The sequence below is a fragment of the Salinivibrio sp. EAGSL genome, assembly GCF_013366455.1.
Lineage (GTDB): Bacteria > Pseudomonadota > Gammaproteobacteria > Enterobacterales > Vibrionaceae > Salinivibrio > Salinivibrio costicola.
This window is the reverse complement of sequence record NZ_JABWMG010000011.1, coordinates 39,870-53,516: the sequence shown is the minus strand read 5'-3', so window position 1 is coordinate 53,516 and position 13,647 is coordinate 39,870. Positions and strand designations below refer to the sequence as shown.

At 49.1% G+C, this 13,647-nt stretch carries 13 protein-coding genes; 7 read left to right on the top strand and 6 right to left on the bottom strand.

Going from position 1 to position 13,647, the window contains the following annotated elements; translation table 11 throughout:
• The first annotated feature begins 5 nt into the window (after nt 1-5).
• The 7 genes from mrdA to lipA all read left to right on the top strand — a co-directional run bounded on the left by mrdA (nt 6) and on the right by lipA (nt 7,187).
• Entirely contained in the window at nt 6-1,883 is a 1,878-nt protein-coding gene (gene mrdA / locus HLG76_RS08565) for a penicillin-binding protein 2 (RefSeq protein ID WP_175993480.1), read from the top strand.
• Complete coding sequence (gene rodA, locus HLG76_RS08560) at nt 1,883-3,001, top strand: rod shape-determining protein RodA (RefSeq protein ID WP_077461618.1); 1,119 nt, start codon at nt 1,883-1,885, stop codon at nt 2,999-3,001. The genes mrdA and rodA overlap by 1 nt, the downstream gene beginning before the upstream one ends.
• 2 nt (nt 3,002-3,003) lie before the next feature.
• On the top strand, nt 3,004-3,825 hold the full coding sequence (locus HLG76_RS08555) for a septal ring lytic transglycosylase RlpA family protein (protein ID WP_175993479.1): 822 nt from the start codon (nt 3,004-3,006) through the stop codon (nt 3,823-3,825).
• Between the two features lie 92 nt (nt 3,826-3,917).
• On the top strand, nt 3,918-5,090 hold the full coding sequence (locus HLG76_RS08550; protein WP_175993491.1) for a serine hydrolase: 1,173 nt from the start codon (nt 3,918-3,920) through the stop codon (nt 5,088-5,090).
• Nucleotides 5,091-5,220: 130 nt separating this feature from the next.
• Complete coding sequence (ybeD, locus tag HLG76_RS08545) at nt 5,221-5,490, top strand: DUF493 family protein YbeD (RefSeq protein ID WP_025744456.1); 270 nt, start codon at nt 5,221-5,223, stop codon at nt 5,488-5,490.
• Nucleotides 5,491-5,568: 78 nt separating this feature from the next.
• On the top strand, nt 5,569-6,225 hold the full coding sequence (gene lipB, locus HLG76_RS08540) for a lipoyl(octanoyl) transferase LipB (RefSeq protein WP_037367580.1): 657 nt from the start codon (nt 5,569-5,571) through the stop codon (nt 6,223-6,225).
• Nucleotides 6,222-7,187: a lipoyl synthase gene (gene lipA / locus HLG76_RS08535; RefSeq protein ID WP_175993478.1), complete on the top strand. Its 966-nt coding sequence runs from the start codon at nt 6,222-6,224 to the stop codon at nt 7,185-7,187. The genes lipB and lipA overlap by 4 nt, the downstream gene beginning before the upstream one ends.
• Before the next feature lie 133 nt (nt 7,188-7,320).
• On the opposite strand, the gene HLG76_RS08530 is transcribed toward lipA, so the two are convergent.
• The 6 genes from HLG76_RS08530 to HLG76_RS08505 all read right to left on the bottom strand — a co-directional run bounded on the left by HLG76_RS08530 (nt 7,321) and on the right by HLG76_RS08505 (nt 13,600).
• Nucleotides 7,321-8,574: a glutamate-5-semialdehyde dehydrogenase gene (locus HLG76_RS08530; protein WP_175993477.1), complete on the bottom strand. Its 1,254-nt coding sequence runs from the start codon at nt 8,572-8,574 to the stop codon at nt 7,321-7,323.
• Nucleotides 8,575-8,611: 37 nt separating this feature from the next.
• Nucleotides 8,612-9,766, bottom strand: a complete 1,155-nt coding sequence (proB, locus tag HLG76_RS08525; RefSeq protein ID WP_175993476.1) for a glutamate 5-kinase — start codon at nt 9,764-9,766, stop codon at nt 8,612-8,614.
• Between the two features lie 84 nt (nt 9,767-9,850).
• The gene (crl, locus tag HLG76_RS08520) at nt 9,851-10,252 is read right to left on the bottom strand and encodes a sigma factor-binding protein Crl (RefSeq protein ID WP_175993475.1); all 402 of its coding nucleotides are present in this window, start codon (nt 10,250-10,252) and stop codon (nt 9,851-9,853) included.
• Between the two features lie 132 nt (nt 10,253-10,384).
• The gene (frsA, locus tag HLG76_RS08515) at nt 10,385-11,638 is read right to left on the bottom strand and encodes an esterase FrsA (RefSeq protein WP_175993474.1); all 1,254 of its coding nucleotides are present in this window, start codon (nt 11,636-11,638) and stop codon (nt 10,385-10,387) included.
• Between the two features lie 156 nt (nt 11,639-11,794).
• A complete protein-coding gene (gene gpt / locus HLG76_RS08510) occupies nt 11,795-12,250 on the bottom strand; it encodes a xanthine phosphoribosyltransferase (protein WP_175993473.1) in 456 nt (151 codons plus the stop codon).
• A gap of 57 nt (nt 12,251-12,307) precedes the next feature.
• Nucleotides 12,308-13,600 (bottom strand): NCS2 family permease, encoded by a 1,293-nt coding sequence (locus tag HLG76_RS08505; RefSeq protein WP_021024131.1) that lies wholly within the window; start codon nt 13,598-13,600, stop codon nt 12,308-12,310.
• Nucleotides 13,601-13,647 lie beyond the last annotated feature (47 nt).

Genomic DNA, 13,647 nt, shown 5'->3' with positions numbered 1-13,647 from the left:
GACAGATGAAGCGCCAACGAGTTGAAATCCGAGACCACAGTACCGAGGCTGCGTTATTTGTGCGCCGCGCTATTGTCTCTTTTGTCGGCATTATGGCGCTTGTTGGAGCGTTGCTCACCAACCTTTATCATATTCAAGTAACCGAGCATCAAGACTACCAAACTCGCTCGAATGATAATCGTATTAAAGTGGTCCCTGTCGCGCCTAACCGTGGCCTCATTTATGACCGCCATGGAAAACTGCTGGCTGAAAACCGCCCAGTTTATCATTTAGAAGTGACCCCCGAGCAAGTCGATGATATGTCGGCAACCTTGGCCAAGCTTAAACGCTTGTTGTCGCTGGATGACAAAGATATTGCACGTTTTCAACAAGAACGTCGCCGCTCTCGCCGTTTTAATGCCGTGGCACTCAAAACACAACTGACTGACAAAGAGGTCGCGATTTTTTCCGCCCACCAGCATCAATTTACTGGGGTTGAAATCAAAGCCTATCTAAAACGTCATTACCCATATGGCGATGCGTTGACACACGTGCTGGGTTATGTCGCAAGAATTAATGATCGCGATATTGCCAAGTTGCGACAAAAAGACGTGCTCAATAACTACCGAGCGACGCGTGACATTGGCAAACTCGGGATAGAAAAATATTATGAGCCCGAGTTACACGGAAAAGCCGGCTATCAGGAAGTCGAAGTGAATAGCCGAGGTCGTGTGATCCGGACACTTAAATACGTTCCCCCTGAGCCCGGTAAAGACTTAATCCTCAACCTCGATATTGATTTGCAGCTGTACGTGCGCGGTATTCTTGGCAATCGCCGTGGTGCAGTGGTGGTGGTTGATCCTGATACCTCCGGGGTATTGGCCATGGTATCGACCCCAAGCTATGATCCGAACTTATTCGTCCACGGCATTTCGAGTAAACAGTATCAGCAATTACTCAATAATAAAGATCGCCCACTGGTGAATCGGGCGACCCTAGGCATTTATCCCCCCGCCTCAACGGTGAAGCCTTTTATCGCTGTCTCTGCGTTGGAAGAAGGCGTGATCACGACCCAGACCACCCGCAATGACCCTGGTTATTGGCGCATCCCTAATTCAGACACCCGTCCATTCCGTGACTGGCGTCCCTGGGGCCATGGCCGCGTTAATATTGTTCAATCGATTGAAGAATCGGTTGATACGTTTTTCTATCAAATCGCCTACGACATGGGGATTGATAAATTATCATCATGGATGGGTCGATTCGGGTTTGGTCATTACACTGGCATTGATATTCATGAAGAGAGCAGTGCCAATATGCCTAACCGAGAATGGAAAATGAGCCGCTATCGGCAACCTTGGTACAAGGGTGACACCATTCCGGTTGGTATTGGACAAGGCTACTGGACGGCGACACCCATGCAGATTGTTAAAGCACTTACGGTGTTGCTTAACCGTGGCGAAGTGAAAGCCCCAAAACTATTAATGAAAACCCGCGATGAAACGGGTGAACACAAACCGAAGGCTGAGCCATTTCCACCGATAAAAGGGGTAGAGGACAAGTATTGGGATGTGGGACTAAAAGGCATGCAATTAGTTAATCATGGGCGTAAAGGGACAGCGCGTCGTGCTTTCCGCTCCGCGGAGTATCTATCGGGAGGAAAATCGGGCACCGCTCAGGTCTTTGGCCTAGGCGAAAACGAAGAGTATAACGCCGATGAAATCGCCGAACATCTGCGCGATCATGCGCTATTTATGGGGTTCGCGCCTTTTGAAAATCCCGAAGTCGCGGTATCTATGGTGTTAGAAAATGCCGGTGGCGGGTCAAGCAATGGTGCGCCGATCGCGCGCCGTATCTTCGATCATATTCTAGTGGAAGACAAAGAGACGGAGGAGGAAAAATAATGAGTTCGTTAGCTCAAGCCAGCACCAAACGCTCTTTGTTTGACCGCTTACATCTCGATTTGCCCATGCTGATTGGTGTTTTGTTACTCATGGGCTTCGGGCTGGTGGTCATGTATAGCGCAAGCGGGCAAAGCCTGGCGATGATGGAACGCCAAGCCATTCGCATGACGCTGGCACTTGCCGTCATGTTTGCACTCGCCCAAGTTCCTCCTCGCCACTATGAGTTTTGGTCACCCTATTTATACGCCGTAGGCGTGGTGTTATTAGCGGCGGTATTATTCGTCGGAGAAACCGCCAAAGGGGCACAACGCTGGCTTGATCTGGGTTTTGTTACCTTTCAGCCTTCAGAAATCATTAAATTGGCGGTGCCTTTAATGCTGGCTCGCTTTATTGGTAAAGACCCCCTCCCCCCGAAAATATCTACTTTGCTGATCGCGCTATTCTTGTTGTTGGTCCCTACACTCATGATTGCCAAACAACCCGATTTAGGGACCTCTATATTGATCGCCGCATCCGGCATATTCGTGTTGTTCCTAGCCGGTATCAGTTGGAAAATCATCACCGCTGCTGTCGTCGCGCTTGCCAGCTTTATACCAGTACTTTGGTTTTTCCTGATGCACGATTACCAACGAACACGGGTGCTTACCTTGTTTAATCCTGAATCGGATCCGCTCGGTGCCGGCTATCACATTATCCAATCTAAGATCGCGATAGGCTCGGGCGGTTTAACCGGTAAAGGCTGGCTCCATGGAACACAATCGCAGCTCGAGTTTCTCCCTGAACGCCATACTGATTTTATTTTTGCCGTCATCGCCGAAGAATGGGGGTTAGTGGGTGTTTGCGTGCTACTGGCTTTATATGTGTTTTTGATTGGGCGAGGGTTAATGTTGGCAAGTCGAGCACAAACCGCCTTTGGCCGTATGATGGCGGGCAGTATTGTGTTGAGCTTTTTTGTTTATGTTTTTGTCAATATTGGCATGGTCAGCGGTATTTTACCTGTGGTTGGGGTACCCTTACCTTTAATCAGCTATGGTGGCACCTCAATGGTCACGCTCATGGCCGGTTTTGGTATTCTCATGTCCATTCATACTCACCGTAAAATGTTATCCAGGGCATAAACATGCGAGCTATTCTTGTTGTTATTACTTCCCTTTTATTCAGCGCCTGTAGCAATCAGCAAGGGCGCTACGATATGCATAATGACAAAGCCCCAGATCGGGTTCCACAAACCATTCATGTTGAGGACGCACACCCTAAATATGAGCCTTACAGCCTCGCGGGTAATAAGGATTACACGTTAAACGGGCAGTCATACCAGATTTTACGTAAGCCTAAGGGGTATCAACAAGCAGGAATTGCCTCCTGGTATGGAGAGAAGTTTCACGGCCATCGCACCTCCAATGGTGAGGTCTACGATATGTACTCCATGTCTGCGGCGCACAAAACCTTGCCCTTGCCGAGCTATGTCGAAGTCACTAACCAAAACAATGGCAAAAAAGCAGTTGTGCGTGTCAATGACCGCGGTCCTTTTCACAACCAACGCGTGATTGATCTTAGCTATGCCGCCGCGAAGAAGTTGGACGTGTTAAAAACAGGGACTGCGCCTGTCTCACTGCGGCTTATCTCCCCTGAAAAACCCAAGGAAGATGAGTGGCACTCCGCCCGGCACCATGCCTATTATGTTCAACTGGCGGCGCTTTCAGATGGTTTAAAAGCCAATCAAACCGCGGAACAATTAGCAAAAAGCCATGGTCTACCTACCCATATCGCGCGCCGTGACCAAGTTTATCGCGTACGTTTTGGTCCGTTTTACGACCGTGGCCAAGCACAACAAGCGATGCGCACAGCAAAACAGCACCAATTGCCGGGCGCCTTTATCGTCACCGAGGCACTTGTGAGTACTGACTCATCGGTAACAAGTGCCAAAACAGATAATCAATAAGTTAAAGAAATCGAGCCTGTCGCTCTCTACGCAATTTGGTATAGTGACAAATACAGTATCGACATCGATAACCGACAAAAGTACTAACAATGATGAATAAAACCGTTTTTCGCATACGCGCGCTGCTTTCCGCGGCTGTGCTCACCACAGCGACTGTCCAAGCCGCGCCCGCTGTCGTCCCTGATGCACCGCAAATTGCGGCGAAAGGATATGTGCTTATGGATTACCATTCTGGCAAAGTGTTGGCAGAATATAATGCTCATGAGCGCCTCAACCCAGCCAGCTTAACCAAAATGATGACCAGCTACGTCATCGGCCAAGAAGTCGAGCGTGGTAACATTTCAATGGACGATGATGTTGTCATTAGCGAAAACGCTTGGGCAAAAAATTACCCTGAATCGTCAAAAATGTTTATCGAGGTCGGCACCACGGTCAAAGCGGCCGATCTAAACCGCGGTATCATCATCCAATCCGGTAATGATGCCTGTGTGGCGATGGCAGAACATGTTGCGGGCTCGGAAGACGCCTTTGTCGATTTGATGAACCGCTGGGGCGAAAGCTTGGGCATGAACAGCTCGCATTTTTCTAATGTGCATGGTTTAGACTCTCAAAATTTGTATACCACCCCCTATGATATGGCGTTACTCGGCCAAGCGCTGATTCGTGATGTGCCAGAAGAGTATCGGATATACAAAGAAAAAGCCTTTACCTACAACGGCATTACTCAATACAACCGTAATGGCTTGCTCTGGGATAAAAGCCTGAATGTCGATGGCATTAAAACGGGCCACACTGATGGGGCCGGTTACAACCTCGTCACGTCAGCGACTGAGGGCGACATGCGTCTTATTTCAGTTGTCATGGGGACGAAGAGTGCAAATGCCCGTAAGGCTGAGAGTAAAAAGCTGCTGAACTATGGTTTCCGTTTCTTTGAAACAGTTGCACCGCATAAGGCCAATGAAACCTTTGTCACTGAGAAAGTATGGATGGGTGATACAGACGAAGTCGCGCTAGGCGTCACCGAAGATACCTTTGTCACTCTTCCTCGCGGTAAAGCACGCGATTTGAAAGCGAGCTTTGTTTTAGAACAAACCCTCGAAGCGCCTATCAGTAAAGGCGATGTAGTCGGTAAGTTGTTCTATCAAGTTGATGATGAAGACATCGCTGAATATCCTCTGGTTGCCCTCAACGATGTCGAAAAAGGCGGTATCTTTAGCCGTTTCATTGACTACATCGTGATGATGTTCAAAAACTTACTCGGATAACTCCCACTTTACGCCGCCCTCCAACCTCGTGGGCGGCTTGTTTTCTGACTCTTAGCCGATTAGTATTTCGCGTTAATCGTGATCAATCGCACAAACGTGTGTCTTAACAGACATACTGTTAGGAGTTTACATGCAAGAGCAACCAAAATTAAAAGACCTGCTGGAGTTTCCTTGCCAATTTACCTACAAGGTCGTGGGCCAAGCGAAACCCGAGCTACCGGATCAAGTGTTAAGCGTTATTCAACGCCATGCACCGGGAGACTATAGCCCCGCCGTCAAACCGAGTGCAAAAGGCAATTATCACTCTGTGTCTATTACCATTAAAGCGACCTCCATTGAGCAAGTTGAGACGCTTTATAAAGAACTCAGCGATATTGATATCGTCCGTATGGTCCTTTAATTCAAATACCCACACGACTGGCGGCTTTTAATCACGCCGCCAGGCTCTATAATATCGCCACTGACAACAATATGGGAAATGGGTTTGCAGCACCAACTCGTTGTGAGACACCTCGGCCGTCAACCGTATTCACGTGTTTGGGAACAGATGCGTGACTTCACCGACACACGTGATGAACAGACCCAAGATGAGGTCTGGTTGGTTGAACATGACCCCGTTTTTACCCAAGGGCAAGCGGGAAAAACGGAACATATTTTGGTCCCGGGAGACATTCCAGTCGTACAATCAGACCGTGGGGGGCAAGTTACCTATCATGGTCCTGGTCAGCTGATTGCCTATTTCCTGATTAATCTTAAAAGAAAAAAAGTCGGTGTGCGGGCACTGGTTAGTCATATTGAAAATCTTGTCGTTGACACGCTGGCACATTTCCACGTTGACGCTTACGCGCGACCCGATGCACCTGGCGTTTACGTTAACGATGCAAAAATATGTTCTCTTGGGCTCCGTATCCGTCGCGGATGCTCATTCCATGGATTGGCACTAAACATCAATATGGATTTATCACCATTCCAGCGCATCAACCCATGTGGGTATGCCGGTATGGCCATGACGCAACTGAGCGATCAGGTTGATCACGTCACACTCGCTGACGTCCAACCTGTGCTGGTAGACACTTTAACTCAACAGTTAGGTTACTCTCAGGTTGAGTTTACAACGGAAAGCAGCGATTTATGAGCAAACCGATTCAGATGGAACGCGGCGTTAAATACCGCGACGCCGATAAAATGGCGCTTATCCCGGTCAAAAATATGCAGACCGAGCAAAAAGAAGTGCTGCGCAAGCCTGATTGGATGAAAATCAAGCTCCCGGCTGAAACTGCGCGTATAAAAGAAATTAAAGACGCGATGCGCAAAAATAACCTCCACTCGGTGTGTGAGGAAGCCTCGTGTCCTAACTTGGCTGAGTGTTTTAGCCACGGTACGGCAACCTTTATGATTCTGGGTGCCATCTGTACACGTCGTTGCCCATTCTGTGATGTGGCCCATGGCCGCCCTGTAGCCCCTGACAGTGAAGAGCCAAAGCATTTGGCACAAACTATCAAGGACATGAAGCTACGTTATGTGGTGATCACCTCGGTGGATCGTGACGATCTCCGCGACGGCGGCGCTCAGCATTTTGTCGATTGCACCCGTGAGATCCGTACGCTTAATCCTGATATTCAAATAGAGACACTGGTCCCTGACTTCCGTGGTCGTATGGATAAAGCCCTCGATATCTTGCGTGACAATCCACCCGATGTGTTCAACCACAACCTTGAAACGGCACCGCGTTTGTACCGAAAAGCGCGCCCCGGCGCTAATTATCAGTGGTCATTGGATCTGTTGAAAAAGTTTGGCGAAATGCATCCAGACGTACCAACCAAGTCAGGATTGATGATGGGTCTCGGTGAAACCAAAGAAGAAATTATCGAGGTGCTCAAAGACTTACGTGCGCATGGTGTCACAATGCTAACGCTAGGACAGTACCTCGCCCCAAGCCGTCACCACTTGCCGGTTGAGCGCTATGTGCCACCAGAAGAATTCGATGAATTAAAAGAAATCGCGCTAGATCTTGGCTTTACACATGCAGCCTGTGGCCCGTTTGTTCGATCCTCTTATCATGCAGACTTGCAAGCAAAAGGCGTTGAAGTGAAATAGCCTTATCGTGTGGGTACATGATAAATAGTGGGTACATGGTAAATAGTAGGTACACGGATAAATAAGAAAAAGCCGCAAGTGCTGAATGCACTTGCGGCTTTTTTAGTCGGTTATGACTGACTAAGGCTCGCCGTTATACACGTGATAAGTAATCCGCTTTGCCGACCCATTTATAGGTCGTTAGCTCTTCGAGTCCCATTGGCCCGCGGGCATGAAGTTTTTGGGTAGAGACGGCCACTTCCGCGCCTAAACCAAACTGTGCCCCATCAGTAAACCGTGTTGATGCATTGACATACACAGCCGCCGATCCGGCACCGTTGATAAAGGCTTCAGCCGATTGTAAATCATTAGTCAGTATGGCATCAGAGTGACTCGCGTTATGGGTCCTCATGTGCGCAAGCGCCTGATCCACGTCATCAACAACGGCCACACCCAGTGTCGGCCCTAGCCACTCAGTATCAAAGTCACCCGCTTGTGCTTCACGTAGATGCTCAACACCATCCAGATAAGGCAATGCACTTGATGCGGCGACAACATTCAACTTATGTTGATTAAACAGCGTGACTAAACGAGAAAACAACTGCGCAGCCACGTCCTTATGCACTAACAAGGTGTCCAATGCATTGCACGCTGATGGGCGATCTGTTTTTGCATTGAGGATCACCTCTGGCGCTCTATCAAGATCCGCGCTGTGATCAACATACAGATGACTAATACCAAAGCCCCCGATAATCACAGGAATGGTACTGTTTTGCTTGCACATTTTATGCAGCCCAGCCCCACCACGGGGAATAATCATATCAACGTAATCATCCAGGGTCAGCAGCTCAGAGACGAGGGCGCGATCGGGCTTATCAATATACTGAACGGACGCGAGCGGTAGGCCTGCTTTTTCTAACCCAGTTTGGATGACATTCACTAGCACCTGGTTGGTTGCAAACGTTTCTTTGCCACCGCGTAAAATACTGGCATTGCCGGTTTTCAAGCATAATGCAGCAATATCAATGGTGACATTTGGGCGCGCTTCATAAATCACACCAATCACGCCCAGAGGCTCACGTCGCTTGGATAATGACAAGCCATTTTCGAGCAGTTTATGATCGAACTGTTGACCGACGGGATCGGCTAACGCGATGACTTGTCTAACATCTTTTGCCATATTGGTGAGACGTTCTGGGGTCAGTGTAAGTCTATCGAGCATCGCCGCATCCATCTCTGTCTCACGAGCGGCGGCAAGATCGATTTGATTTGCGGCTAAAATTGTCGCCTGCTGTGCATCAAGTTCATCGGCAATGATCGCTAATGCCTGGTTTTTCGTCGCAGTCGATGTGATCGCCAGTTGGTAAGCGGCATCTTTTGCCGACTTACCCATCGTTTGTAAGCTCATCTTTTATTGGTCTCTTCTATTCGTCTCTGCTTGGATGTTATTCGTCGATAACCACAAGATCGTCTCGATGCATCGCAACCGGTCCATACTCATAGCCTAAAATATCTGCAATCTGTTGGCTATGTGCACCCGCAATACGGCGCAAATCACGCGCGGCATAACGACAGATCCCTCGGGCCAGACACTTACCATCAACCGATTCAATACGTGCTACTTCTCCGCGAGCAAACTCGCCTTTCACCGCGACAATCCCTTTGCTCAACAGGCTACTTCCGTTTTGCGTCACTGCCGTGGCGGCACCTGCATCAATAATAATCTCACCGGCTGGTGGCGGGCCGGCCAGGATCCAACGTTTACGGCTTTCTAACGGGCTATCTAAGGGTAAAAAGCGTGTCCCTGCATTGTCACCGGCGACGGCTTTTTGGATCACCTCCGGCTTACTGCCTGCTGCAATCGTCACTTCAACACCGGCTCGGCGACCAATATCCGCCGCTTGCAGTTTGGTTGCCATTCCTCCCGTACCTAAACCACCAACACTGCCGCCCGCCAATTTGCGTAAGGTTTCATCAATCGTGTGCACTTCGCGAATTAATTCAGCGTCAGGATTCGCGCGAGGATCGGCGGTAAAGAGGCCTGGCTGATCAGTGAGGAGTAAAAGCTTGTCCGCATCGGCTAAAATCGCAACCAGTGCCGATAAGTTATCATTGTCTCCAACTTTTATTTCAGCGGTGGCCACCGCGTCGTTTTCGTTCACAATAGGAATAATACCGTTATCTAGTAGCGCATGAAGCATGTCACGCGCATTGAGAAAACGCTCTCGGTGTTCTAAATCGGCGCGAGTTAATAACATTTGGCCTACCTGAAAGCCGTATAAACTAAACAGGTGTTCCCACGTTTGAATTAAACGACACTGGCCAACTGCGGCAAGCATTTGCTTATTTGCAACCGTATCGGCTAATACCGGATAACCAAGATGCTCTCGCCCTGCTGCAATGGCTGCAGATGAGACGATAATGACCTGATGGCCTTGTTGTCTTAACCTTGCACATTGGCGAACTAACTCAACCATATGCGCTTGATCCAAGCGCGTCGAGCCGCCCGTAAGCACACTGGTGCCCAATTTAACCACGAGAGTTTGCGAGGGAATGTTGGCTGCTAGGCCACCATCTTGAAATGCGTCTTGAATAGTCATGCTTGCCTGATCCACAAAAGCTTAGGTGTCTCTTTTATCAATCCCTTGCTCATTTAACAAGAGCTAGGATCAGGCAATTCACGGTTACTTGGTGCCCGTCAATTTAGGTTCGGTAAGCGCGTCGCTGGGTGACAAGGATAGATCGAGCTCTTCGTCTAGCAGGCTATACAACTTGGTATAAAAGTTGGTTAACGTTTTATCTACCGCTTTTCTCGCCTCTTGAGGAATGGACTCACTCACCCAATCCCCTTTGTGGTCATAAAGACCAAACCCATAGCGATAATTGAAACCGTCTTCGATGGGGGCTAACTCAAACCACCATCCCCAAAATTCTCGCGCATCCGGATCTTTTTCCGCATCCACACAGACGGACAGGCTATCAAAAAAGTAACGTTCTGGTGCCGATATCCCCTCTCGAAAATAGGGGCCTAAAGCTGTAAACCGCGTTTTTAATCGTCCATGTGAAAGCGTTGTTTTATCGCTCATCGTGTCCTCCAGTGGCACTTTAACGTCCTTGTACATGGTATATCATGCGGTTAACGTTCAGGTGAATATCAATCCTTCGCTTTCGGCGGTAGATCACACCTTCAGTTCGGGCCAGCGCCTCTCATGATAGGTTTAAAGCATGTCCGTAAACCATTTGACGGTTTCTGTGAGTGCACGATGATAGCCATCATGTAATGGCGTGTTTGGGAGGGTAACGGCTTTCCCTCCGCGACTATATCGCGCAATTAACTGGTTATCTGACTCAGGACAAACCGGATCATCTTTCAAGCTTAGTGCGAGAATCGGTACGTCTGTGCGGCGACCGGTGAGCAGACCTTGATTTTTTAATGACCACGCTTGTAAGCGCGTTTTCAAGGTATCGATGGGCAGCCGGCGTCCTATGCGTGAGCCCAAGGTATCCAGGTACATGGGGGGCATTTTTTTCATTCTTGTCGCATCGGTGAGCAATGCATGCACAATCCCCCCCAGTGACGCACTGGCCTTGATACGATGAGGTTCTAAAAATGCCATCCGCACTGCTGGGTTAGCCCCAAAACGGATACCCATGGTGCCGACGCGATGGTGATCCGCCCATGGCACATCCGCAAGCTTATCAAGCATCGCCGCATGCAAGCGGCTGGTGTCTTCGTTTAAATGCCAGTGGCTGCTGTGGCCGACCGATGGCATATCAAGCGTCAGTACCGCGATATCGGCGGGCGCAAAGTAATCGACAAATAAGCGCCAGAGATCGGTTTGTAAGCTATCAAGGCTGCCACTCAAGATCACAACCGGTAAGGTGGCGTCTGTACGGGGTAAATAGAGATACCCTTTTAACGTCTTACCGTCTAATTGCGTTTCGACAGTCTTCACCGTAAACGGCAGTTGTGACATTGCTTTTTCAAACGCTTTAAATGCCAAAGTTTCGGCCTGTAAGGCAAGGTTATCCCCTTTAAGGTGAGGGTAAGCCGCGATACCAAAGTAAGTACACGCCTGAAGCCATTGTTCACTCGCCTGCTTAGCCTTTCCTTCATCTGCCAACACCTGTGCTTGTTTTTGGTGTTGCATCCCTACCGCGGTCCACTCATAGTGCCAGTTACCCGCTCGGTAACCTTCAACCGTATCCAATAACGCATCGACAGAACGGGTATTGTCAGAAGAGGCTATACGAGAAAAGATCGCTTCCATTTCGACCGGATCGACCCCTTGCCAAGTCCACTGACCACGACGACGCATACGGTACCAACTCGATTCACTGTCGCCATCAAATGCCGAGTAATTGGCTTGCTGGCTTTGTTGAACCGCACCAAATAGTGTCGATGTTTCGGTAGCATGTTTGTGTTTAGCAAAAAGCGTCACCGATAGGTTTTGTGATTCTTTCTTGGACACACCCACTCCTAGGCTTTTTTGTAACGTGATGTTAGTTTAAACCATACACATAGCAAGACCATGATTTTCCGCACTTAATCACAGGAATAAAAAACGCCACGTGTAAACGCAGCGTTTGGGCTTAATCTGGTACGCTATTTACGTTACCAACGGCATTTACTTGGCAATCGGATCAACATAGCTGACCGCCATATCCCAAGGCTGCTCAATCCAAGTATCCTGAGGAATATCAACAACATAATCATCAACAAGAGACTTGCCCGCAGGCTTCGCACTCACAGTCACGAAACGTGCTTTGGGGTAGAGTTGACGCACCATTTCAGCCGTCCCTCCTGTATCAACGAGATCGTCAACCACAATAAATCCTTCACCATCACCGGGCGCTTGTTTGACGACACGCATATCGCGTTGATGGTCGTGGTCATAACTGGAAATACAGACTGTGTCGACATGGCGAATGCCCAGCTCTCGGGCAAGAATAGCAGCAGGGACCAAACCACCGCGGGTAACGGCGATAATACCTTGCCATTGCTCTGCTGGGAGCAGCTTTTCTGCCAATTGCCGGGTGTACATCTGCATATTGTCCCAGGTGATAATAAACTTAGTGCTCATGGTGAAAACCTCGTGGCGTCTCTCGCCTTATTTTAACGTCAATGTGGGCAAGTTGCTTTACACTAAGAAAACAAACTTAAGTAAGAACAACCCCGCCAAAATCCAGATACTGACAGGAACTTCTCGCCCTTTGCCCGCAAAGGTTTTTACGGCACAAAACGCGATGAAACCAAGCCCAATACCGCTTGCTATTGAATAAGTCAGCGGCATCAGCAAACACACCACCACAACAGGCGCAGCCTCAGTCAGATCACGCCAATTAATGCTCACCAAACCTGACATCATCAAGATGGCCACATAAAATAAGGCGCCCGCAGTCGCATAGGCAGGCACCATACCTGCTAACGGTGCAAAAAAGAGCGCCAGTAAAAACAGAATACCAACAACCACAGCGGTCAATCCCGTGCGACCGCCAGCGGCAACCCCTGATACGCTCTCAATGTAAGACGTTGTGTTTGACGTGCCTAAAAGCGCCCCGACTGATGTCGCGGTACTATCTGCCAGTAATGCACGATTTAAGCGCGGTAGTTTACCATCTTTATCCAAAAGTTCCGCGCGCTGTGCCACACCCACTAAGGTTCCTGCAGTATCAAAAAGATCGACAAATAAAAATGCGAACACAATCGACACTAATCCCACTTCAAACGCGCCAGAAAAATCGAGTTGCATAAAGGTCGGCGCTAAACTCGGCGGCGCGGACATCACACCACCGTATGCCACATCACCGGCGATGACACCGATGATCGTGACCGCCAAAATGGCAATCATTACCGCCCCTTTCATTCCTCGGTGCACCAAACCGATGGTCAGAAAGAAACCAAGTGCCGCCATGGCGGGAGCAAAGGCTGTCACATCACCGAGCGCAACCAATGTTGCTGGGTGGTCAACGACAATCCCAGCGTTTTGCAACGCAATGAGCGCCAAAAAAAGTCCGATACCGGCTGATATACCGGTTCGTAGTGCCATTGGAATCGAATTAATGATCCATTCACGCACGCGCAAGACACTTAACAAAATGAAACATAACCCGGAGATAAATACGGCGGCTAGCGCAACCTGCCAAGAGTGCCCCATTTGTAAAACCACGGTGTAGGTGAAAAAGGCATTCAGTCCCATCCCCGGCGCCTGTGCGACTGGATAGTTTGCCACAATCCCCATCACTAGACAGCCAACCGCTGCCGCTAGACAGGTCGCGACAAAGACAGCGCCTTTATCCATGCCTGCCTCAGCCAAAATAGAGGGATTGACGAAAATGATATACGCCATGGTTAAAAAAGTGGTGAACCCGGCGATGACTTCAGTACGAAGATCGGTGCCGTGGGCTTTAAGTTGAAATAAACGCTCTAACATCGGTTTTGTCCCAAACTAAAAAGTGATGTATCGCTAGATACCAAAAG

Excerpts from the sequence above, each read along its gene's own strand:
- crl (WP_175993475.1), bottom strand. The coding sequence starts at position 10,252 with ATGAGCGATAAAACAACGCTTTCACATGGACGATTAAAAACGCGGTTT.
- lipB (WP_037367580.1), top strand. The coding sequence starts at position 5,569 with ATGGGTTTGCAGCACCAACTCGTTGTGAGACACCTCGGCCGTCAACCG.
- lipA (WP_175993478.1), top strand. The coding sequence starts at position 6,222 with ATGAGCAAACCGATTCAGATGGAACGCGGCGTTAAATACCGCGACGCC.
- rodA (WP_077461618.1), top strand. The coding sequence starts at position 1,883 with ATGAGTTCGTTAGCTCAAGCCAGCACCAAACGCTCTTTGTTTGACCGC.
- proB (WP_175993476.1), bottom strand. The coding sequence starts at position 9,766 with ATGACTATTCAAGACGCATTTCAAGATGGTGGCCTAGCAGCCAACATT.
- HLG76_RS08550 (WP_175993491.1), top strand. The coding sequence starts at position 3,918 with ATGAATAAAACCGTTTTTCGCATACGCGCGCTGCTTTCCGCGGCTGTG.
- HLG76_RS08505 (WP_021024131.1), bottom strand. The coding sequence starts at position 13,600 with ATGTTAGAGCGTTTATTTCAACTTAAAGCCCACGGCACCGATCTTCGT.
- ybeD (WP_025744456.1), top strand. The coding sequence starts at position 5,221 with ATGCAAGAGCAACCAAAATTAAAAGACCTGCTGGAGTTTCCTTGCCAA.
- gpt (WP_175993473.1), bottom strand. The coding sequence starts at position 12,250 with ATGAGCACTAAGTTTATTATCACCTGGGACAATATGCAGATGTACACC.
- HLG76_RS08555 (WP_175993479.1), top strand. The coding sequence starts at position 3,004 with ATGCGAGCTATTCTTGTTGTTATTACTTCCCTTTTATTCAGCGCCTGT.
- HLG76_RS08530 (WP_175993477.1), bottom strand. The coding sequence starts at position 8,574 with ATGAGCTTACAAACGATGGGTAAGTCGGCAAAAGATGCCGCTTACCAA.
- mrdA (WP_175993480.1), top strand. The coding sequence starts at position 6 with ATGAAGCGCCAACGAGTTGAAATCCGAGACCACAGTACCGAGGCTGCG.